Annotated in this window: 22 protein-coding genes; 13 read left to right on the forward strand and 9 right to left on the reverse strand. The window is 66.4% G+C overall.

The window, feature by feature from the left end:
* A complete protein-coding gene (locus ACIQCN_RS09460) occupies positions 1 to 507 on the reverse strand; it encodes a MarR family winged helix-turn-helix transcriptional regulator (RefSeq protein WP_400606561.1) in 507 nt (168 codons plus the stop codon).
* A 317-nt stretch (positions 508 to 824) separates the two neighbouring features.
* On the opposite strand from ACIQCN_RS09460, the gene ACIQCN_RS09465 reads away from it, so the two are divergent.
* Positions 825 to 1,958, forward strand: coding sequence for an acyl-CoA dehydrogenase family protein (locus ACIQCN_RS09465; protein ID WP_400610597.1), 1,134 nt, complete (start codon positions 825 to 827; stop codon positions 1,956 to 1,958).
* Here the strand turns inward: ACIQCN_RS09465 and ACIQCN_RS09470 are convergent.
* The 5 genes from ACIQCN_RS09470 to ACIQCN_RS09490 all read right to left on the reverse strand — a co-directional run bounded on the left by ACIQCN_RS09470 (position 1,915) and on the right by ACIQCN_RS09490 (position 5,459).
* Entirely contained in the window at positions 1,915 to 2,262 is a 348-nt protein-coding gene (locus ACIQCN_RS09470; RefSeq protein WP_400610599.1) for a hypothetical protein, read from the reverse strand. The two genes, ACIQCN_RS09465 and ACIQCN_RS09470, sit on opposite strands and share 44 nt — an antisense overlap.
* A gap of 115 nt (positions 2,263 to 2,377) precedes the next feature.
* The gene (locus ACIQCN_RS09475; protein ID WP_009357211.1) at positions 2,378 to 2,581 is read right to left on the reverse strand and encodes a cold-shock protein; all 204 of its coding nucleotides are present in this window, start codon (positions 2,579 to 2,581) and stop codon (positions 2,378 to 2,380) included.
* A gap of 257 nt (positions 2,582 to 2,838) precedes the next feature.
* The gene (locus tag ACIQCN_RS09480; RefSeq protein WP_400610601.1) at positions 2,839 to 4,023 is read right to left on the reverse strand and encodes an acetyl-CoA acetyltransferase; all 1,185 of its coding nucleotides are present in this window, start codon (positions 4,021 to 4,023) and stop codon (positions 2,839 to 2,841) included.
* Positions 4,020 to 4,700 (reverse strand): CoA transferase subunit B, encoded by a 681-nt coding sequence (locus ACIQCN_RS09485; RefSeq protein ID WP_400606569.1) that lies wholly within the window; start codon positions 4,698 to 4,700, stop codon positions 4,020 to 4,022. Before ACIQCN_RS09485 ends, ACIQCN_RS09480 begins: the two co-directional genes overlap by 4 nt.
* Positions 4,701 to 4,727: 27 nt before the next feature.
* Positions 4,728 to 5,459 carry a CoA transferase subunit A gene (locus ACIQCN_RS09490; protein ID WP_400610603.1) on the reverse strand — a complete coding sequence of 244 codons (732 nt, stop codon included), beginning with the start codon at positions 5,457 to 5,459 and terminating at the stop codon, positions 4,728 to 4,730.
* A gap of 189 nt (positions 5,460 to 5,648) precedes the next feature.
* Here ACIQCN_RS09490 and ACIQCN_RS09495 point away from each other — a divergent pair, with 189 nt between their 5' ends.
* On the forward strand, positions 5,649 to 6,446 hold the full coding sequence (locus ACIQCN_RS09495; RefSeq protein WP_400610605.1) for an IclR family transcriptional regulator: 798 nt from the start codon (positions 5,649 to 5,651) through the stop codon (positions 6,444 to 6,446).
* A 104-nt stretch (positions 6,447 to 6,550) separates the two neighbouring features.
* Here the strand turns inward: ACIQCN_RS09495 and nadE are convergent, their stop codons facing one another.
* The gene (gene nadE / locus ACIQCN_RS09500; protein WP_400606575.1) at positions 6,551 to 7,405 is read right to left on the reverse strand and encodes an ammonia-dependent NAD(+) synthetase; all 855 of its coding nucleotides are present in this window, start codon (positions 7,403 to 7,405) and stop codon (positions 6,551 to 6,553) included.
* Between the two features lie 73 nt (positions 7,406 to 7,478).
* On the opposite strand from nadE, the gene pyrE reads away from it, so the two are divergent.
* From pyrE to ACIQCN_RS09520, 4 genes are all read left to right on the forward strand, one after another.
* Positions 7,479 to 8,063: an orotate phosphoribosyltransferase gene (gene pyrE, locus ACIQCN_RS09505; protein ID WP_400606577.1), complete on the forward strand. Its 585-nt coding sequence runs from the start codon at positions 7,479 to 7,481 to the stop codon at positions 8,061 to 8,063.
* Positions 8,064 to 8,188: 125 nt separating this feature from the next.
* Positions 8,189 to 8,956, forward strand: a complete 768-nt coding sequence (locus ACIQCN_RS09510) for a GAF and ANTAR domain-containing protein (protein WP_400610607.1) — start codon at positions 8,189 to 8,191, stop codon at positions 8,954 to 8,956.
* Positions 8,957 to 9,060: 104 nt separating this feature from the next.
* Positions 9,061 to 9,681 (forward strand): hypothetical protein, encoded by a 621-nt coding sequence (locus ACIQCN_RS09515; protein WP_400610609.1) that lies wholly within the window; start codon positions 9,061 to 9,063, stop codon positions 9,679 to 9,681.
* A gap of 66 nt (positions 9,682 to 9,747) precedes the next feature.
* Positions 9,748 to 10,788 carry an alpha/beta fold hydrolase gene (locus ACIQCN_RS09520; RefSeq protein ID WP_400610611.1) on the forward strand — a complete coding sequence of 347 codons (1,041 nt, stop codon included), beginning with the start codon at positions 9,748 to 9,750 and terminating at the stop codon, positions 10,786 to 10,788.
* 13 nt (positions 10,789 to 10,801) lie between these two features.
* Here ACIQCN_RS09520 and ACIQCN_RS09525 read toward each other — a convergent pair whose 3' ends face one another.
* Positions 10,802 to 11,632, reverse strand: a complete 831-nt coding sequence (locus ACIQCN_RS09525) for an HAD-IIA family hydrolase (protein ID WP_400606584.1) — start codon at positions 11,630 to 11,632, stop codon at positions 10,802 to 10,804.
* Positions 11,633 to 11,703: 71 nt separating this feature from the next.
* On the opposite strand from ACIQCN_RS09525, the gene ACIQCN_RS09530 reads away from it, so the two are divergent.
* From ACIQCN_RS09530 to ACIQCN_RS09545, 4 genes are all read left to right on the forward strand, one after another.
* Complete coding sequence (locus tag ACIQCN_RS09530; RefSeq protein WP_400606586.1) at positions 11,704 to 12,360, forward strand: TrmH family RNA methyltransferase; 657 nt, start codon at positions 11,704 to 11,706, stop codon at positions 12,358 to 12,360.
* A 205-nt stretch (positions 12,361 to 12,565) separates the two neighbouring features.
* Positions 12,566 to 13,528 carry a hypothetical protein gene (locus tag ACIQCN_RS09535; RefSeq protein ID WP_400610613.1) on the forward strand — a complete coding sequence of 321 codons (963 nt, stop codon included), beginning with the start codon at positions 12,566 to 12,568 and terminating at the stop codon, positions 13,526 to 13,528.
* Between the two features lie 177 nt (positions 13,529 to 13,705).
* The gene (gene fbaA, locus ACIQCN_RS09540) at positions 13,706 to 14,725 is read left to right on the forward strand and encodes a class II fructose-bisphosphate aldolase (RefSeq protein ID WP_400606590.1); all 1,020 of its coding nucleotides are present in this window, start codon (positions 13,706 to 13,708) and stop codon (positions 14,723 to 14,725) included.
* Positions 14,726 to 15,148 (forward strand): DUF3151 domain-containing protein, encoded by a 423-nt coding sequence (locus tag ACIQCN_RS09545; RefSeq protein WP_400610615.1) that lies wholly within the window; start codon positions 14,726 to 14,728, stop codon positions 15,146 to 15,148.
* A 93-nt stretch (positions 15,149 to 15,241) separates the two neighbouring features.
* Here ACIQCN_RS09545 and ACIQCN_RS09550 read toward each other — a convergent pair whose 3' ends face one another.
* On the reverse strand, positions 15,242 to 15,874 hold the full coding sequence (locus tag ACIQCN_RS09550) for a uracil-DNA glycosylase (RefSeq protein ID WP_400610617.1): 633 nt from the start codon (positions 15,872 to 15,874) through the stop codon (positions 15,242 to 15,244).
* 348 nt (positions 15,875 to 16,222) lie between these two features.
* Here ACIQCN_RS09550 and ACIQCN_RS09555 point away from each other — a divergent pair, with 348 nt between their 5' ends.
* The 3 genes from ACIQCN_RS09555 (at position 16,223) to ACIQCN_RS09565 (ending at position 19,163) form a co-directional block, all read left to right on the forward strand.
* Positions 16,223 to 17,512 (forward strand): adenylosuccinate synthase, encoded by a 1,290-nt coding sequence (locus ACIQCN_RS09555; protein ID WP_400606596.1) that lies wholly within the window; start codon positions 16,223 to 16,225, stop codon positions 17,510 to 17,512.
* Between the two features lie 305 nt (positions 17,513 to 17,817).
* Positions 17,818 to 18,369: an RNA polymerase sigma factor gene (locus ACIQCN_RS09560; protein WP_400606598.1), complete on the forward strand. Its 552-nt coding sequence runs from the start codon at positions 17,818 to 17,820 to the stop codon at positions 18,367 to 18,369.
* Positions 18,366 to 19,163, forward strand: a complete 798-nt coding sequence (locus tag ACIQCN_RS09565; protein ID WP_400610619.1) for a hypothetical protein — start codon at positions 18,366 to 18,368, stop codon at positions 19,161 to 19,163. Before ACIQCN_RS09560 ends, ACIQCN_RS09565 begins: the two co-directional genes overlap by 4 nt.
* Positions 19,164 to 19,178 lie beyond the last annotated feature (15 nt).

A 19,178-nucleotide genomic window follows, 5' to 3' on the forward strand; every position in this document is an offset into this window, starting at 1 on the left:
CTACTCGCTGAAGTCACCGGCGTTACGGCGGAACGTGCCGAGGATGCGGATCAGTTGGTCCACGTCCCGGTCCCCGAAGCCGGACTGGGCGAACACGTCGGCGTTGAGCGCCGCCGTCGCGCTTTTAGCCAGCCTGCGGCCTTCGGTGGTGAGCTCGATCAGGGTGGTGCGGCCGTCCGTGGGGTGCGGCGAACGGTGCACCAGCCCCGCCTGCTCCAGGCGGTCGACGGCGTTGGTCACCGATGTGGGATGCACCTGCAGGAGCGCGCTCGCCTTGTTCATGGGCAGTGCGCCGCTGCGGGCGAAGCTCAGCAGCGCCAGGAGTTCATAGCGGGCGAACGTCAGCCCGAAGGGCTTCAGCACCGCCTCGATGCGTGCCAGCAGGATCTGCTGGGTACGCATGATCGCGGTGATGGCGGCCATCGGTGCCGCGACGTCGGACCAGCCGTGCCGCTCCCAGTTCAGCCGGGCGTCCGCGATCGGGTCACGCGGCAGCGGCGTGGCCATGGCACCTCCAGCGGGTCGTCCTGCAATCCATGGGCATCAGCCTAGCTTTTCAGTGCGGGGAAGTCGGCTCAGAGCACCGGACGCTGCCCTTGCCAAGCGGACTTCCTCAGTGGCGGTCATGGTGCACCTTTCGCCGGATGGCCGGAGCACCTAGTGATACACATCACTGTGCAATATACTAGGACATCCAAGGGTTTGGAAGCTCCGGCCGGTCCGGAACAGTCTCACGAAAGGGATGGGCGCCTGTGCGGCCACACGCAGTAGGACCATCAGCAGTTCAGCCGCAGCCGGCACCGCCGTTTCCGGACGCGGATCTCATGCACATAGTGGAGCTGCTGCCCCAGGCGGAACAGGGCCGGTATCACGAGGTCCGCGATTTCCTGCAGAGCCGGATCCGCGCTGCATCCATCGACTACTGGAACCGCGAGGAGTTTCCCTTCGGCCTGGTGTCGGAACTGGGGAAGTACGGGCTGGGCGGCCTGCAGACCGACGGCACCTCAACGCTCTTCAAGGGGCTCATGTATACCGAGGTGGCCAGGGCCGACGTGTCGCTGTCCGCGCTGGTGGGGATCCATAACGAACTCATCGTGGGGATGATCCACCAGTTGGGGTCGGAGGAGCAAAAGACCCGCTGGCTGCCCGGACTCACTGCCCTGCAGCAGATCGGTGCGTTCGCGCTGACCGAGCCGGACCACGGCTCGGATATCGCCGGCGGCCTGGCCACGACCGCCCGGCGCGACGGCGCAGAGTGGGTTCTCAGCGGGGCCAAGCGCTGGATCGGCGCCGGAACCATCGCGGACTTCGCCCTGGTGTGGGCCAGGGACGCCGCGGACCAGCAGATCAAGGGCTTCATCGTGGAGACTGACCGGCCGGGCTACAGCGCCACCAAGATCGCCAATAAGATCGGCCTGCGGATCATGCAAAACGCGGACATCGTGCTGGACGAGGTCCGCATCCCGGCGGGCAACCTCCTGCCGGGGGCAACGGACTTTTCCCGCGCCAACGAGCTGCTGCGGGATTCCCGCGCCTGGGTGGGCTGGCAGGCCGCGGGCATTCAGTTGGCCGCCTTTGACGTGGCACGGTCCTATGCCCTGCAGCGGAAGCAGTTCGGCAAGGAACTCGCCCGGTTCCAGCTCATCCAGCAGCAGCTCGCCGAGATCCTGGGCAACGCCACGGCCTCCCTCGCGCTGATGGTCCAGCTCGCGCAGATCCAGGCTGACGGCAGGCTGGAGATGGCGCAGGCCGCCATGGCCAAGGCCACCACCACCCGGCTGGCCCGCGCCTCCGTGGCGATGGGCCGGTCCCTGATGGGCGGAAATGGCATAAGCACGGACTATGAGATGGGCAAACTCTTCGGCGACGCCGAGATCCTCTACACCTACGAGGGCACCTATGAGATCAATTCGCTCATCGTGGCCAGGGCCGTGACCGGGAAGTCCGCTTTCGTGTAGACCGGTTGCGCGCCTGTGCCACCAGGCGGCTGAAGGCGTAAACGAACATGGCCTCGGTGACCAGCATCAGGCAAACCAGCAGCCAGTGCCCCTGTGCAGCGAAGACGATGCCGCCGGTCACCGCCAGGACGGTACCTAGCGCCAGGGCGTAGACCGCGAATCCGACCGCGACGCGCGCGCTGCGGACGCCTGTCCGGAACCCGAAGCCCAGTGGCTCACCGCCGGGGTGTCCTGGAACGCGGTCGGGTGCGCCCGGCCCCAACTGGTCGAACTCCTCCCAGGGATCCTGCTCCTGTCCCTTCACCCTCCCATTGTCCCAGCCCGACGTCAGGCAAAAACAGCGGCCCGTCCAGCAAAATGCTGGACGGGCCGCTGCGTGGTACCGGATTCTGCCGGCCGGGCCGGCGGTCACCTAAACCTTAGAGGGGGCGGATGTTTTCTGCCTGCGGACCCTTGGGGCCCTGGGTCACGTCGAATTCGACCTTCTGGTTCTCGTCCAGGGAGCGGTATCCGCTGGTGGCGATTGCCGAGTAGTGGGCGAAAACGTCAGCGGACCCGTCATCGGGGGCAATGAAGCCAAAACCCTTTTCGGCGTTGAACCATTTAACTGTGCCTGTTGCCATGGCTGCATTCCTTCATGTGACTCTGATTCTATCCCCGGGTTATCCGCCCAGAGTGTGCGGAGAACGTCCCCCGCAGTCCCCAACGTACGGTGCGCGCGCCCGGCACGCAAGGGTTCGGCACTGTTGCGTCGCTGCCGGCGCCGAATTTGCCCACCTTTCCGGGGAAATCACGGCGGCGCGCCGCACCGAGAGGGCGACACGCCGCCGTCGTGGGTCAAGGATGGGAAGCCCGGCGGGCCGGCCCGTCCCGCCGGAAGCTACAGGGCCTCGAGGATGCTCACGTAGTTGGCGATCCCCACGCCGCCCATGTTCTGGACGGCTGCGCGGCGCGGACCGGCCAGCTGCATGTCACCTGCGGTTCCGGTCAGCTGCATGGCCGCCAGCACGTGCTGCGAAACACCGGTGGCACCCACCGGATGGCCCTTGGCCTTGAGGCCGCCGGAGACGTTGACCGGCAGCTTTCCGTCCTTGAAGACCCAGCCTTCTTCCACGGCGCGGCTGCCGTGGCCGGGTTCGGTCAAGCCCATCGCCTCGTACATAAGGAGCTCGGCGATGGTGAAGCAGTCGTGGACCTCGGCGAAGTCAAGATCTTCAAGCCCGACGCCGGCCATCGCCAGCGCACGCTGCCAGGACACGCGCGTGGCCTCGAAAGCAGTGGGGTCCCGGCGCTCGGCGGGGAAGAAATCGTTGGCCTGGCCGAATCCGGCAAGGCGCACGGGCGTTGCAGTCCCGCCCGTCGGCGCGGTGGAGAGGACTACTGCCGCGGCGCCGTCGGACACGGGGGAGCAGTCGGTGCGGCGCAGCGGATCGGCGACCATCGGGTTCTTGTCCGAGATGGTGCGGCAGAACTCCTCGCCCAGGTCCTTCCGGAGTTGCGCGTACGGGTTGTCCACGCCGTTGCGGTGGTTCTTGGCGGCGATGGTGCCCAGGACGTCGGACACACTGCCGTAGCGCTTCTGGTAGTGCTTGGCCACTTCGGCGAAGAGCCCGGTGAAGCCGGTGGTGGACGGCTTTCCGGCCATGTCGTAGTCAGCGCCCAGCAGCCCGGCGCCCACCACATCGGCCCCGGCGTGGGTCATCTTCTCGGCGCCGATCACCAGGACGGTCTTCGCGGTTCCGGCGAGCAGGGCTTTGGTGCCCTGCTGGAACGCGGCGGAGCCGGAGGCGCACGCATTTTCGACGCGGGTGGACGGGACATTGGCCAGTTCCGGCGAAACCTGCAGGGCCAGGGAGGACGGGAACGCCAGGGGCATCATCCCGGAGTTGAACTGGCCAACGTAGATTTCATCGATCCGGCCGGGCTCGATGCCGGCGGTGCTGATGGCATCCGAGGCCACCTGGACGATCAGGGACTCCAGGGTCTCGTCGGTGAGCTTGCCGAAGCGGCTGTGCCCCCAGCCGGTGATCAGGACATCCTTGCCAAACTGTTCCCGCAGGCTCATGCCGGTGCTCCTTCCAGGGCCGGTTCACCAAGGGCGACGCTGAACTGGGCCTCTGTCTTCTCCCGGATCTCCTCTTCGGTCACGCCCGGGGCCAGGCGGGTCAGGGTAAGCTGCCGTCCGCCGTCGTCCGTTTTCGCCAGATCGAAGACGGCAAGGTCGCTGATGATCCGGTCCACGCAGCTGAGGCCGGTCAGCGGAAGGGTGCACTCGCGCACGATCTTGGCGGTGCCGTCCTTGGCGTTGTGCTCGGTCAGGACAACCACGCGGGGGGTCCCGGCCACCAGGTCCATGGCGCCGCCCATGCCCTTGACCATTTTTCCGGGAATGGTCCAGTTGGCCAGGTCGCCGTTGCCGGACACCTGCATGGCGCCGAGGATCGCCACCTTGACGTGGCCGCCGCGGATCATGCCGAAGGACGCGGCGGAATCGAAAATGCTGCCGCCGGGCAGGACCGTCACGGTCTGCTTGCCGGCATTGATCAGGTCGGCGTCCTCGTCGCCCTCATACGGGAACGGGCCCATGCCCAGCAGTCCGTTCTCGCTCTGCAGCACCACCCGCACGCCCTCGGGCAGGTTGTTGGCCACGAGCGTGGGGATGCCGATCCCCAGGTTCACGTAGTCGCCGTCGTTCAGTTCCTCGGCCGCGATAGCGGCCATTTCATCCCTGGTCCAGGCCATGGGGTTCTCCTTTGTCGGTTCAGTTGCTTAGGCGGACAGCGCGGCGGTGTCCGCGGAAACGCTGCGCGGGCGGACGGTGCGCTGCTCGATGTCCTTGACGCGGTCCGTGGCCTGTACCAGCCGCTGGACGAACACGCCCGGGGTCACGATGTGGTTGGGGTCCAGTTCCCCGGGGCGCAGGATGACTTCGGCTTCGGCGACCGTCAGCTCCGCCGCTGTGGCCACCACCGGGTTGAAGTTGCGGGCGGTGTAGCGGTAGATGAGGTTGCCGTCCGTGTCCGCGGTGTGTGCGTGGACCAGCGCGACGTCGGCCCGGATCGCGCGCTCGCGGACGTACGTCACGCCGTCGAATTCCTCGTGCGGCTTGCCCTCGGCCACCATGGTGCCCACGCCGGTCCTGGTGTAGAAGGCCGGGATCCCGGCGCCGCTGGCGCGGAGCCGTTCGGCGAGGGTGCCCTGCGGCGTGAACTCCACCTCGAGGTTGCCCGCGAGGTACTGCTCGGCGAAGAGTTTGTTCTCGCCCACATAGGAGGCGATCACCTTGCGGACCTGGCCGGCCTCGATCAGGATGCCCAGGCCCTTGCCGTCCACGCCCATGTTGTTGGAAACCACAGTGAGTTCCTTGACGCCGGAGTCCCGGACGGCTTCGATGAGGTCCGCCGGGATTCCGCTGAGCCCGAAGCCGCCCACGGCCAGGGTCATGCCGTCCCGGAGCGACCCCTGCAGGGCCTCGGTGGCGGATGGTTGGAGTTTGGTCATGGCGTCTCCTCATTGAGCGGCGCGGATGCGCGGGCTGTCCGTCCACTTTGTGGACAGGCGTTCTGCCTTAGGAGATTACGGGCCGCTGAAAGGTGGCGTCAAGGCAATCTTTCCCATAAATGCACGATGTTTTACACTGTGGACGAGCAAATGAACGCTATCCACAATATGGACATTTAGGGCGGGTCAATGAGTAATGTTCCGGTTCAGGGAGCCCAGGTGGTCAGCCGCATCGCCGGCCTGCTTCGACTGGTGGGCCGGAGCGCCGAGGGGATCCCGCTCGCCACGCTGGTGCGCGAGTCAGGTTTGACCCGGCCCACGGCGCACCGGCTCCTGTCCTCCCTGGCGGCCGAAGGGCTGCTGGACCACGATGCCGTCACCGGCAACTGGGTGCTGGGCCCGGAGATGCTGCTGATGGGATCCGTCGCCTCGGCCCGCTTCCCCCTGGAGGACATTGCGCGGCCAAGCCTCCGCCGCCTGGCCGAAGCCACGGGCGAGAGCGCTTTCTTCTCGATCCGCCGCGGCGCCGAGACCGTGTGCCTGCTGCGGGAGGAAGGCAGCTTCCCCGTCCGATCCTTTGTGCTGCATGAGGGTGTGCGGTTTCCGCTGGGGGTTGCCTCCGCCGGAACCGCGATCATGGCGTTCCTGTCCGAGGCCGAACAGGAGGAAATCTTCGCAAACTGGCTGGCGCATGCCAAGGCCTTCGCTGCGGCGCATACACCTGACGTGGTGCGGGCCAACCTCGCCAGGACGCGCCTGAAAGGGTACTCCGTCAACCCCGGCCTGGTCCTGGAGGGCAGTTGGGGGATGGGAGCCGCGGTCTTCGATGCGTCCGGCCGCCCTGCCTGGGCCCTGTCGCTCACAGGGATCGAGCCACGATTCAAGCCGGAGCGGCAGGCCGAGCTGGGGTCCCTCCTCATGGCCGAGGCGCACCGCATCACCCAGCAGTTGGGCGGCAGGGGAGAGAAGGGGCGCCTGCCCCGCTGAATCTCCCCACTCTTGGTGCTGGACGACGACGGGGCGCCGCCGGGCGGGGGGCGGCGCGCCGTCGGGCGTTCGCGAAGGTGGGGAACGTGGCGGAAGGCGTCCGGCTAGAGGCCGGGCCGCGCCTCTTCGGGGCCCCCGTGTTTCCACCAGGTGTCAAAGATGCTGACCGGAACCGTGCGCTTATGCCGGGTCCGCAGGTACTTCTGCTCGATCAGGTCCGCCACGTGGTCCGGAACCTCCCGGCCTTCCAGGTAATCGTCAATCTGGTCGTAGGTCAGGCCCAGCTCGTCCTCGTCGGTGCGGCCGGGCTTGTCGTCCAGCAAGTCGGCCGTGGGCACCTTCTCCCAGACCCGCGCGGGCGCACCGAGTTCGGCCAGGAGGGCCCGGTTCTGCCGCTTGTTCAAGCCGAAGAGGGGCAGGATGTCCGCGCCGCCGTCGCCGTACTTGGTGAAGAACCCGGTGACGGACTCCGCACCGTGGTCCGTGCCGATGACCAGGTAGTTGTGCTCGCCCGCCAGCGCGTACTGGGCGATCATCCGGGTGCGCGCCTTGGTGTTTCCCTTGTGGAAGTCGGAAATTTCGTTGCCCACGGTTTTTTCGAACTCGTCCTCGAAACCGTCAACCGCAGCGGAGATGTTGAAGGTCCACTCCGTCTTGGGCTGGATGAAGTCCAGTGCAGCCTGGGCGTCCGCCTCGTCGTGCTGGACGCCGTAAGGCAGGCGCACGGCGACGAAATTCGCTTCCACTCCCTCTGCCTCGAGCTCCTCCACCGCCATCTGGGCGAGTTTTCCGGCGAGGGAGGAATCCAGCCCGCCGGAGATGCCCAGCACGAAGCCCTTGGTGCCCGTGGCCTTGAGGTAATCCTTGAGGAAATCGACGCGTTTGCGCACCTCCCCTGCGGGATCAATGCGGGGCTGGACGCCCATTTCTTCGATGATCTTGGCCTGGAGTTCGCGCATGTGGTCCAGCCTAGCCAGAGGTGTCAATAACCCTCAAGCAAAGGCACGGCACCTCCCCACTAAACTGGGAACCATGACTTCCCCCACTGAAACCGCGGCAGATACTGCCCCCGCCCGCGCCCGCCTGCTGGAACTGATCAAGGAACTGGCCGTGGTCCGCGGCAAGGTCATCCTCTCCAGCGGAGCCGAGGCCGACTACTACATCGACCTGCGCCGCATCACCCTGCATCACGAGGCGTCCAGGCTGGTGGGCCAGGTCATGCTGGCGCTCGCCGACGAGGCGGGCATCAACTTCGAATGCGCAGGCGGACTGACAATGGGCGCGGACCCGGTGGGAACCGCCGTCATGCACGCAGCGGTTGATGCCGGGCGCCCGGTCGACGCCTTCGTGGTCCGCAAGGCCCAGAAGTCCTACGGCATGGGGCGGCAGGTTGAGGGTCCGTCTGTTGAGGGCCGTAACGTCCTGGTCCTGGAGGATACCTCCACCACCGGCGGCTCCGCCCTGACGGCAGTTGAAGGCGTCCGCAAGGCAGGCGGAAACGTGGTGGCCGTCGCCGTCATCGTGGACCGCGACACCGGCGCCAAGGAAAAGATCGAAGCCGAAACCGGCGTTCCCTACCTGTTTGCCTTTGGCAAGGATGAGCTGGGCCTTTCCTGACCCGGCTTCCAGCCCTGCCCGGTCGCCGGGCAGGGCTCCGGAGCGTCGCCGGAACGCTGTTGGAGCCCCGGCAGGTGGCGTATCATGTGCCTACCCCTTCGAATGACCTTGGAGAACCGCGCACCATGCTCCCCGCAGAACAGCCGCTTAGCACTACCGAGCAGGTCCAGAACCTCATCCTGGAAAGTGCCGACTTCGAAGAGTTCCTGAACGAGCTGGCCCGGTTCTCCGCACACCAGGTGGCGGGCGGGGGCGACGACGCCCTGTGCGGCATCACCCTGCTTCGCGACCGCAAGGCGGTCACTATCGGCTGGAGCAGCGACTCCGCGCGCGAGGTGGACGAAATCCAGTATTCACTGTCCCAGGGCCCCTGCCTTACCGCGGCGGAGGAAGAACGGGAAGTCCACGTCCCGGACCTCCTCCAGGAAACCCGTTGGGGGCCCGACTATGCCGAAGCCGTAGCTTCCCACGGCCTGCGGTCGGTGCTGTCCCTGCCGTTCCACCTCCAAGGGGATGCCAAGGCTGCACTTAACCTCTACTCTGACGTGGCTCACAAGTTCGATGAGCGCGCGGCCGCCAAGGCCCGAGGGTTCACCCGCGAGATATCGCAGGCCCTGCGGCTGGCTGTCCGGTTCTCGCTGCACACAGACAGCGCCGCCAACCTCCGCGCCACCCTTGAGCACCGCACCATCATCGACATCGCCATCGGCATCGTCATGGCGCAGAACCGCTGCAGCCAGGAAGCAGCTGTTGGGATCCTCACCGAGGCCGCGAGCAACAGCAACACCAAATTACGGGAGATCGCGCGTTCTTTGGTGGACTCCGTGGGCGGCGCCGGCACGCGCACGCATTACCAGGAGCCGGGGAAGGTGCAGCCCGGCCGGACAGCGTGACCGGCGGCGCATATTCCTGCTGGGTGCAGCTTGTGCGTAAATGGCACGGGGGATACGCTAGCCGAGGTTGAGCCGTCGGCCATAGAACCTCTTTTGGAGTACCTATGGACCACACCTTAAACGCCCGGATCAGCATCGATGTCCCTGCCGACGTTGTCCGCATCGACATTCTCGGCAGCCTGGACCAGCAGTCCCGCCCCGTCCTGATCCACATCATCGGCCGCATCCGGCGCATGGGCATCCGTTCACACATCCGCGTTGACCTTTCGCAGGCCGAGCTGGTCGCCTCCGCAGCCCTGGCCGGGCTCCGCAGCGACCTGAACGCCATGGACGCCCTCACCCTGCCGGGGATCTACGGCGCCGGAGTGTCCATTGCGGTCACCCCGGCCCAGGACGCGCCTGCCCCGGGGCAGCCATTAACGCTCGGCGGCGGCGCGCCCGGCGCGGAGAACCTGCCTGCGGGGTTGCCTCCCGCCCCGGCAGCGTACCTGGATGAACTTTGCGGCCGCCCCCTCGCTGAGTACGCGGACCACGAACTGCTGGCCGCGAGCGACGCCCTCTTCTCGCTGCTGGACAACCCCGGCACGTTGGCCGGCGCGGACCTGCTGGGCCGTTACAACGATGTGGGACAGGAGATCATTCGCCGGCAGCAGGCCGTCGGCGGGGCCTGGCCGGCAGGCTCTCCCGCGTCCCTTCCCGCAACCGGGAACCAGGCCGCCAGCTGAGTTCGGGCCGAACGGTTACGTCCGCCGTCTTGCGGGGCGCTCTTCCCGTATGCCTACGGTAGGGGAGTGCCACACGAGGGGGAGCCATCAACCCAGGACCGGCCCCGGACTCCCGAAGCCCGGCTGCTGGGTGAAGCTGCTGCCCTGAAACGGTTCTCCCGCCGAAGCTTCCTGGCCGGTGCCGGGGCGTCCGGGATCCTCGCGGCGGACATGCTGGTGACCCGGCACGTGCAGTCCCGGCGCCGGACCAACCGGATCCTGGCCGTGACCGACGACTTCGCCGATGAATACCACCCGGATGCCAGCTGGTTCCTGTTTCCCGGCTACAAGACGAGCTGGGAGGAAGCGCAATGGATCCTCAGCTCCCTCCGTGGGGCGCTGAACAAGCGCGCCCGCCTGGCCGCCGTCGGGTATTCCAACCTTGGCCTGGACATCGACGAGGTGGTGATCGCCGTCATCGAGCACGTCCGGGCCCAAAAGCTCACCAAACTCTATTTCTATGGCCACAGCTTTGGCGGCATGGTGGCCACGCAGGTTGCCGCCCGGCTGCTGGAGATCCACGGCGTGGAAGTGGAGTTCATCGTGCTGGACTCCAGCCCCTACAGCAAGCATGACGTGCTGGACCAGAGCTGGTTCGACGGCGTGGTGTTCCTTTATGAGCGCGGGTTCCGGTTTCCGTCCGCCCTGCGCGGCGGGTACGAACTGGGAGAGCGGGTCACCCACAAGGACGAACGGACCTGGCGGCAGATCCTGGACCAGACCCTGGAACAGCTCTCGCCCATCGCCCCCTCCAGCGTGCTTATCCAGTCCGAGTCCGCCTACATCTACCACTTCGACGGGCTGCGGTTCGTGGGCAAGCTCGGCAACGCGAAGATGGCCTACATAGGGAACCGGAAGGACCGGACCGTCCGCTACCAGACGGCGGTGGAGGCGTGGGCGGTTGCCTTCAAGGACAACATGGTCTCCTGGGACCTGCAGACCCAAGGCGCGCAGCCGGCCCATGCCAGCCCCGGCTGGAACCCGCACATCTACCGGCCCGTCCTGGCGGACCTGCTGGACAGCTACTTCCCGCTGCCGCGGGGCGGTTCCCGCGTGAGTATCTTCTAGACGCAGGTATCTATCAGATCTGCTTCTTCAGGTCCGCCACGGAGTCCAGCACCTGGTTGGGCCGGAACGGGAAGGACCCGATGTCCTCGCGCCGGGTGATGCCGGTGAGCACCAGCACCGTGTGCAGGCCTGCTTCCATGCCGGCCACGATGTCCGTATCCATCCGGTCGCCGATCATGGCCGTGGTCTCCGAGTGGGCGTCGATCTGGTTCATCGCAGACCGGAACATCATGGGGTTGGGCTTGCCCACGATGTACGGCTCGCGCCCAGTGGCCTTGGTGATGAGGGCCGCGATGGCCCCGGTGGCCGGCAGCGGCCCGTCCTTGGACGGCCCCGTGGCATCCGGGTTGGTGGCGATGAACCGCGCCCCCGCCAGGATCAGCCGGATGGCGGTGGTGATGGCCTCGAAGGAATAGGTCCGCGTCTCCCCAAGCACCACGAAGTCGGGGTCCTGGTCGGTGAGGATGAAGCCGGCCTCGTGCAGCGCCGTCGTCAATCCCGCCTCACCGATGGTGTAGGCACGGTTCCCGGATCCGGACCCCTGCACCTGGTCCTTGAGGAACTGGGCGGTGGCCAGTGCCGAGGTCCAGATGTTCTCCTCCGGTACTTCCAGTCCCGACGCGCGCAGCCGGGCGGCCAGGTCGCGGGGAGTGAAGATGGAGTTGTTGGTGAGTACCAGGAAGCGCTTGGACGTATCCACCCAGCGTTGGATGAGCTCAGCGGCGCCGGGAACGGCCTGGTTCTCGTGGACCAGGACGCCGTCCATGTCCGTTAGCCAGCACTCGATTTCCTGGCCACTGCGGTAAACCGCCGGGTTGCCCTTGACCACGTCCGCCTCTGCCATGCCTAACCTCCGCCGGTGATGAAAGCCTGAAAGGTCCAGTCTAGTGTTGAGGGGTGAGCCAAACGCCCGGTATGACAGACGAACCCGACCACGCGCCCGGGGAGGCTGAACCGCCCAGGGCCGAGGTCGGCGTCGGGCCCTGGGAAGGCGAACTGCCGGAAGGCGACCACTGGGACCCGGATCTGCTGGCCGACGGCGACCGCCGCAACGTGCTGGACAAGTACCGCTACTGGAAGCACGAGGAGATTGTGGCGGAACTGGATTCCCGCCGGCACAACTTCCACGTGGCCATCGAAAACTGGCAGCACGACCTCAACATCGGCACCGTGGTGCGCACCGCCAATGCGTTCCTGGCCAAGGAAGTGCACATCATCGGACGACGGCGGTGGAACCGGCGCGGCGCGATGGTCACCGACCGCTACCAGCACGTCCGCCACCACCCCACCGTGGAGGATTTCGTCGCGTGGGCGCAGGGCGAGGGGTTGGCGATCATCGGCGTGGACATCTTCCCGGACTCCGTGCCGCTGGAAACCTACGACCTGCCGCGGGACTGCGTGCTGGTGTTCGGCCAGGAGGGGCCGGGGCTGACGCCCGAGGTTCACGAAGCGGCCCTGGCAACCCTGTCCATCGAGCAGTTCGGGTCCACGCGGTCCATCAATGCCGCCTCGGCGGCGGCAATCGCCATGCACGCCTGGATCCGCCGGCACGTGTTCAACCAGCACGTCTAACCCGGCCCCCACCCCCACCCCGCCCTCCAACCACGCCCCTCGCCCACCCCACACCTTCCCCCACGCCCCTCGCCCACCCCACACCTTCCCCCACGCCTCAACCCGCGAGATGGCATTTAACGGCAGTGCCAGGGTCCAGGATTGCGGTTAAATGCCATCTCGCGGAGGGTGGGGAAAGTTGTCCTGTGGATAACTCAATCCGGGCATGGCCAGCGGGTCAGAATGGGGCATGCGCAGGGCCAAACTTCCCGGCCACCTGATCACGGGATCGTTCTCCGTGCGGGCCTCCGACAAGGCCGGTATATCCCGTACGCGGACCGCCGCCAAGGACTTGGTCACCGTCTCGCGGGGAATTCGGGTGCCGGTCCACTCCGGCGCCTCGGGTGCAGCGGCCTTGCGGGCATACACGGACCAGGACGACAACTCCGTGCTGGCTTCGCTCTCTGCGCTCCAGGCCTGGCGCGGGCCCGTGCCCGCCCGATTGAGCGGCGACTGGCGGATCCATGTGGCCCGCCGCAGGGGTTTCAGCCTGCCGCGGCGGGTCAACGTGGTGGGCCACCTCCTGACCTTCCTTCCCGGGGAAACAACCGAGTACGACGGCGTCCGCCTCACCTCGCCGGCGCGCACCTGGCTTGACCTCGCGTCACTTCTCTCCCTTGACGAGTTGGTCGCTGTGGGGGACTTCCTGGTATGCGCCCACGGGCCCGACTTCCCGAGGCCCAGGGAACCCCTATGCAGCATCGAGGAGCTGCGCGAGGCAATTATTCGGCATCGGGGAATGCGCGGCATGAAGACGGCGCGGGCCGCGCTGGAGCTGGTGCGGGTGGGCTGCGATTCAGCCCCGGAAACATGCATGCGGCTCGCCCTCATGGAGGCCGGACTGCCCGAGCCGGAGCTGAACCACGTTCTGTTCAGCTCCGAAGGGCAGCCGGTCCTGTGGCCAGATGCCGCCTACCCTCACTGGCGGATTGCCCTGCAGTACGACGGGCGCCACCATGCCGGCGAAGAACAGTACTTGCGCGATATCGAGCGCCAGCACACCACAGCACTCCAGGGGTGGCTGGAGGTGCGCGTTGGCAAGCGCGACCTCGAAGGCGATCGCCCCGCCGTCGTCCGTAAAGTCAGGGCGGCCCTCCAGAGCCGGGGATGGACGCGAAATGGCATTTAACCGCAGTCCCGGCGGCGGCGATTGCCGTTAAATGCCATCTCGCGGGGGAGTGTTACCGCGCTGCGTGACCCGAAACACTCGCGGGGTACAGGAATCGCTAGGATGGTGCCTAGCCAAAGAGGTCTACTCCAGCGACATATCCCTCAGACGAAAACCCCAGCAAGCATAGGAGTCAGCATGCCCATTGCAACCCCAGAGATCTATTCCGAGATGATCGATCGCGCCAAGGCGGGCGGCTTTGCGTTCCCGGCCGTGAACGTGACCTCTTCCCAGACGCTGAACGCAGCGCTGCGCGGCTTCGCCGAAGCTGAGTCCGACGGGATCGTCCAGGTCTCCACCGGCGGTGCCGCCTACTGGTCCGGCGCGTCCACGAAGGACATGGTTGCCGGTTCGCTGGGCTTCGCGGCGTTCGCCCGCGAGGTAGCCAAGAACTACAACGTCAACATCGCCCTGCACACGGACCACTGCCCCAAGGACAAGCTGGACGGCTTCGTACTGCCCCTGCTCGCCGCGTCCGAGGCCGAGGTCAAGGCCGGCCGCAACCCGCTGTTCAACTCCCACATGTGGGACGGTTCCGCCGAAACACTGGAGGACAACCTGCGGATCGCCCGTGAGCTGCTGGAGCGCACCGCTGCCGCCAAGATGATCCTCGAGGTGGAAATCGGTACCGTCGGCGGCGAAGAGGACGGCGTTGAGAACGAAATCAACGAAAAGCTCTACACCACGGTCGAGGACGCCCTGGCAACGGTTGAGGCCCTTGGCGCCGGTGAGCGCGGCCGCTACATCACCGCCCTGACCTTCGGTAACGTCCACGGCGTGTACAAGCCCGGCGGAGTGAAGCTGCGCCCGGAGATCCTCAAGGACATCCAGGCCCAGGTGGGCGCCAGGATCGGCAAGGAAAACCCGTTCGACCTCGTGTTCCACGGCGGCTCCGGCTCCTCGGACCAGGAGATCGCGGACGCCGTCTCCTACGGCACCATCAAGATGAACATCGACACCGACACCCAGTACGCCTACACGCGCCCGGTTGCGGACCACATGTTCCGCAACTACGACGGTGTATTGAAGGTGGACGGCGAGGTGGGCAACAAGAAGACCTACGACCCCCGCGTTTGGGGCGCAGCCGCCGAAGCCGGCCTCGCCGCACGCGTAGTGGAAGCCACCAAGCAGCTCGGCTCCGCCGGAAAGACCTTCTAGATGTCGGACGAGTTCCGCCGGAACCTGATGGGCCCCGAGCCCACGCTCCTGCCTGCCGAGCCTGAGGTGTACCAGCAGCTCGAATCGGGCCAGGAAGCGCTGGACCTGGTGGCGAAATACCCGACGTCGTCGCTGCTCTGGGCCGTCCTGGCGGAGGAAGCGTGGGCGGAAGGCCGCACCATCGACTCCTATGCATACTCGCGGGTGGGTTACCACCGCGGCCTGGATTCACTCCGCCGCAGCGGCTGGCGCGGCGTCGGGCCCATCCCGTGGGAGCACGGGCCCAACCGCGGCTTCCTCCGCGCGCTGTACTCGCTGGGCCGTGCATCGGCGGCCATTGGCGAGGCGGAAGAACCCGAACGCATCGAGAAGTTCCTCAAGGACTCCGACCCCACGGCCAAGGCCGCGATCGAAGCCTCCTAGCAGCCCCGTTTTAAAGTCCGACGGCGGCTGGCCCTTCGTGGAAGGCCAGCCGCCGTCGTCCGTCCGGGAGTTTTGGACGACAACCCGAAAGGGTCAGGAGGCTTTTTGGAGGCCTGTCCGGGCCATCGCGTCGGCGTATGCCACGCGCATGTCCTGGAGGTATTCCTCCTGGCGGGCGGGCGAGCCGGCAAACGCGCGGCCGCTGAGGGACCGTACCTTGTAGGTCTTCAGCCCACGGCGCCACAGCAGTGGAACCTCGGTCTTCAGCAGCAGGTTGGCCAGGCGGTTAGCCTCGGTCCCGTGGGCAACGATCACCGATGCGCGCGGTACCAGGGCCAGGAACTTCAGCAGCGGCTTGAGTCCGGACTGGATCTGGTCGGGCGTGAACTTGCCGTTCGGCTCGCCCGGAACGTGCCACGGGTGGACGTTCCACGGCATGACGAACTCAGGGCGCAGGCCCAGCTTCCACTGGATCCCCAGCATGCGCGTGGCGGCGTCGTGGTCCCCGGCGGTGATAAAGCCGGACGGATCCGCCTCCCCGATGTTGGAAAACAGGCTGATGATGCGGCATTCATCCACGTCGTGCATGGGATCGACGTACGGCACCACCGTGCCCGGCTTGGCTTCCTGCAGGGAATCGCAGAGCTCGTTGACGGCTGCAACGTTGGGTTCGTAGCGGCGGCTCAGGAGCTGCTCATGGACGGATTCGGGGGCCAGTGCTGTCATGAAGGGCGGGATCTCCTGCGGATATGGCGTTGCTGACACACCGGAAAAGGGCGCACGACGGCGCAGCCGGTCCGGGGCGGTGGAAAAGGGGTGGGCCGGTTCCTGACCGGTCTTGACCAGTTTAGCAAGCCGCAGGTGCGCGAAATGCCGGGACGGGACGCCTAACGAGTGGACAAATCCGCTGATCCGCTAAACTTGGGTGGTAAGGGCCCCGGAACTCTTGCATTGCTGCGCCGCCATGCGGAACAGCGACCGCCGGTACGTTTGGGGCATTCTCATGAACGGTGCCGCAGGGGCCTGCCATCTTCCGGCCGGACCAGGTGGCCCGAACGAATGGGGGAGGATCCCATGCCAGCAATTGTGATCGTAGGAGCCCAGTGGGGCGACGAAGGAAAAGGCAAAGCGACTGACCTCCTGGGCGGCCGCGTTGACTACGTCGTCAAGCCCAACGGCGGCAACAACGCCGGGCACACCGTCGTCGTAGGCGGTGAAAAGTACGAACTCAAGCTGCTGCCGGCAGGCATCCTCAGCCCCAACGCGGTTCCCATCATCGGCAACGGCTGCGTGGTGAACCTCGAGGCCCTGTTCCAGGAGATTGACGGCCTGCAGGCGCGGGGCGCGGACACCTCCAAGCTGCGTGTGTCCGCCAATGCCCACCTTGTGGCGCCCTACCACCAGGTGCTGGACAAGGTCACCGAACGCTTCCTTGGCAAGCGCGCCATCGGCACCACCGGCCGCGGCATAGGTCCCGCCTACATGGACAAGGTAGCCAGGCTGGGCATCCGCGTCCAGGACGTCTTCGACGAATCCATCCTCCGCCAGAAGGTGGAAGGCTCGCTGCACCAGAAGAACGAGGTCCTGGTCAAGATCTACAACCGCCGGAGCGTGGTGGTGGACGAGATCGTGGAGTACTTCCTGTCCTTCGCTGAGCGCCTGCGCCCGCTGGTGATCGACAGCACCCTGGTCCTGAATAGCGCCTTGGATGAGGGCAAGGTGGTCCTGATGGAGGGCGGCCAGGCGACCTTCCTGGACGTTGACCACGGCACCTACCCGTTCGTCACCTCCTCGAACCCGACGGCCGGCGGAGCTTCGGTGGGCTCGGGCATCGGCCCCACCCGGATTTCCCGCTCGATCGGCATCATCAAGGCCTACACCACCCGCGTTGGTGCCGGCCCGTTCCCCACGGAACTCTTCGACGAGATGGGCGTCTACCTGCAGAAGACCGGTGGCGAGTTCGGCGTGAACACCGGCCGTCCCCGCCGCTGCGGCTGGTACGACGCCGTCCTGGCCCGCCACGCCTCCCGCGTCAACGGCTTCACGGACTACTTCGTCACCAAGCTGGACGTACTCACCGGCATCGAGCAGATCCCCGTCTGCGTGGCCTACGACGTTGATGGCGTGCGCCATGACGAAATGCCGATGACCCAGACCGAGTTCCACCACGCCAAGCCCATCTTCGAGTACTTCGAGGGCTGGACCGAGGACATCACCGGTGCCCGCACCCTTGCGGACCTGCCGGAGAACGCGCGGAACTACGTCCTCGCCCTTGAGAAGCTCTCCGGCACGCGTTTCTCCGCCATCGGCGTAGGACCGGACCGGGACCAGACCATCGTGGTGAACGACCTCATCAACGATTAAGGCTTTACGCATACGACGACGGCGGGCGCCCCCGGTGGGGTGGCCCGCCGTTCGCTTTCCCGGCGCAGCTACGGCCGGGTCCGGGGGCAAACGGACTGTTTAAAAGTTTTCTCAAAACCGCGTAACCCTTTCGGATACCCGGGCGATTACCTATATGAAGCGCCGAGCTGGAACCTGTCCCCCATCACGTTCCAGCCCGGCTCTTTTTATGTATGAGCACTTGGTTGTAGAGGGCAAGTTTCGTGGAGGCGCTGCCGGGCCTAGACTTAGCAAGCAAAGTTCCCTCCATTGAAAGCCGTACGTCCGTGACCGATGCGCTGATCGATGACGCAATACGTGACGGCGCCGGCGACCCGGAAATCTTCAACCTGGTGTACCGAACGTACGCATCACAGGTGTTGGGCTATCTCACGGCCCGCGGAGTAGAGGACCCGGAGGCCGTCATGCAGGATGTCTTCCTCGCAGTGCTGCCCCGCCTGGATACCATCAGCGGCGGAATGGCCGGCCTGCGCACCTTTATCTTTTCCGTAGCCCACGCCCGCATGGTGGATGACCACCGCCGGCAGAACCGCGCGCCGGCCAGGCTTCCCTTCGAACCGGAGCTGGACCAGCGCGAAGATACCTCTGCGGAAACCGAAGTCCTGGGGCTCATCGCTCCCCAGGAAGTCCAGCGCCTGTTCAGCGGCCTGCTCGACGACCAGCGCGAGGTTTTGACCCTGCGCATCGTTGCCGGTCTCACTGTGGAACAGGTCGCCGAGGTGATGGACAAAAGTCCGGGTGCTGTTAAGCAGCTTCAGCGCCGGGCACTGAACAGGCTCCGGGAGGAGCCCGCTGTAAAGGAATATGTGAGGCCATGAATCCCCACGCTGCCAGGGTCCTGGACACAGTGGACCAGATCCTGCTCGAGTCCGGCCAGCAGGACGCAACCGACCTGCGCGCCGCCCTGCTTTCCATGGGCACGCTCGCTGAACTGCCCGTCCCCGCGCCGGGTCCTAAACTTGCAGCGATGCTGTCCGGCACCCCCGCCCATACCACCCGGCGCGAAGCCATGGCGAGGGAAGCCGCTGCCCGCCAGGAAGTTGCCCGAAAGAGCGCGCGATTCCGCAGCGATGAGCTGGCCCGCCGGCGGGCATTGCGCCGCAACCGCTCGGCTGTGGTCGGGCTCACCGTGATGGCCGGGATGGGCCTGGGCGTCACCAGTGTGGCCGCCAGCCTGCCGGAGGCTACGGACAACCACGCTTCGGTCCAGCAGCTCCTCGAGAACTGGGCTCCGCGGTGGACCATCGCGGTTCCCAACGCTGCAGCGGACAGCGTGCCCACGGAGAAGCCGGTACCGGGCGCCGTGGAGCCGGAGGCTGTCGACGCCGCTGAAGGACAGGACGTGGCCGCGCTGACGGGGTCCGGCCAGTCCGGAACGGCTGGCAACGGCAAGCCGCGGGCCACGGAAAGCCCAGACGCCGCCGCAGGTGCCGGAAACGGCGGCCGGGCGGCGGACACTGGCACCAAGCCGGCGGGAGCCGGTAAGGACCGGGAACAGCGGGCCCCCGAAATTGAGGCGCTGGCGGAGCGTCAGGCCGCGAAGGCGGGCAACTCCGGGACCGGCCATAAGGCCAGCCCCGGAGCCAGGTGGCTGAAGAAGTTCAACCAGTAGCGCGTCCTGGCCGGA

The organism is Pseudarthrobacter sp. NPDC092424, from assembly GCF_044754925.1.
Taxonomy (GTDB): domain Bacteria; phylum Actinomycetota; class Actinomycetes; order Actinomycetales; family Micrococcaceae; genus Arthrobacter.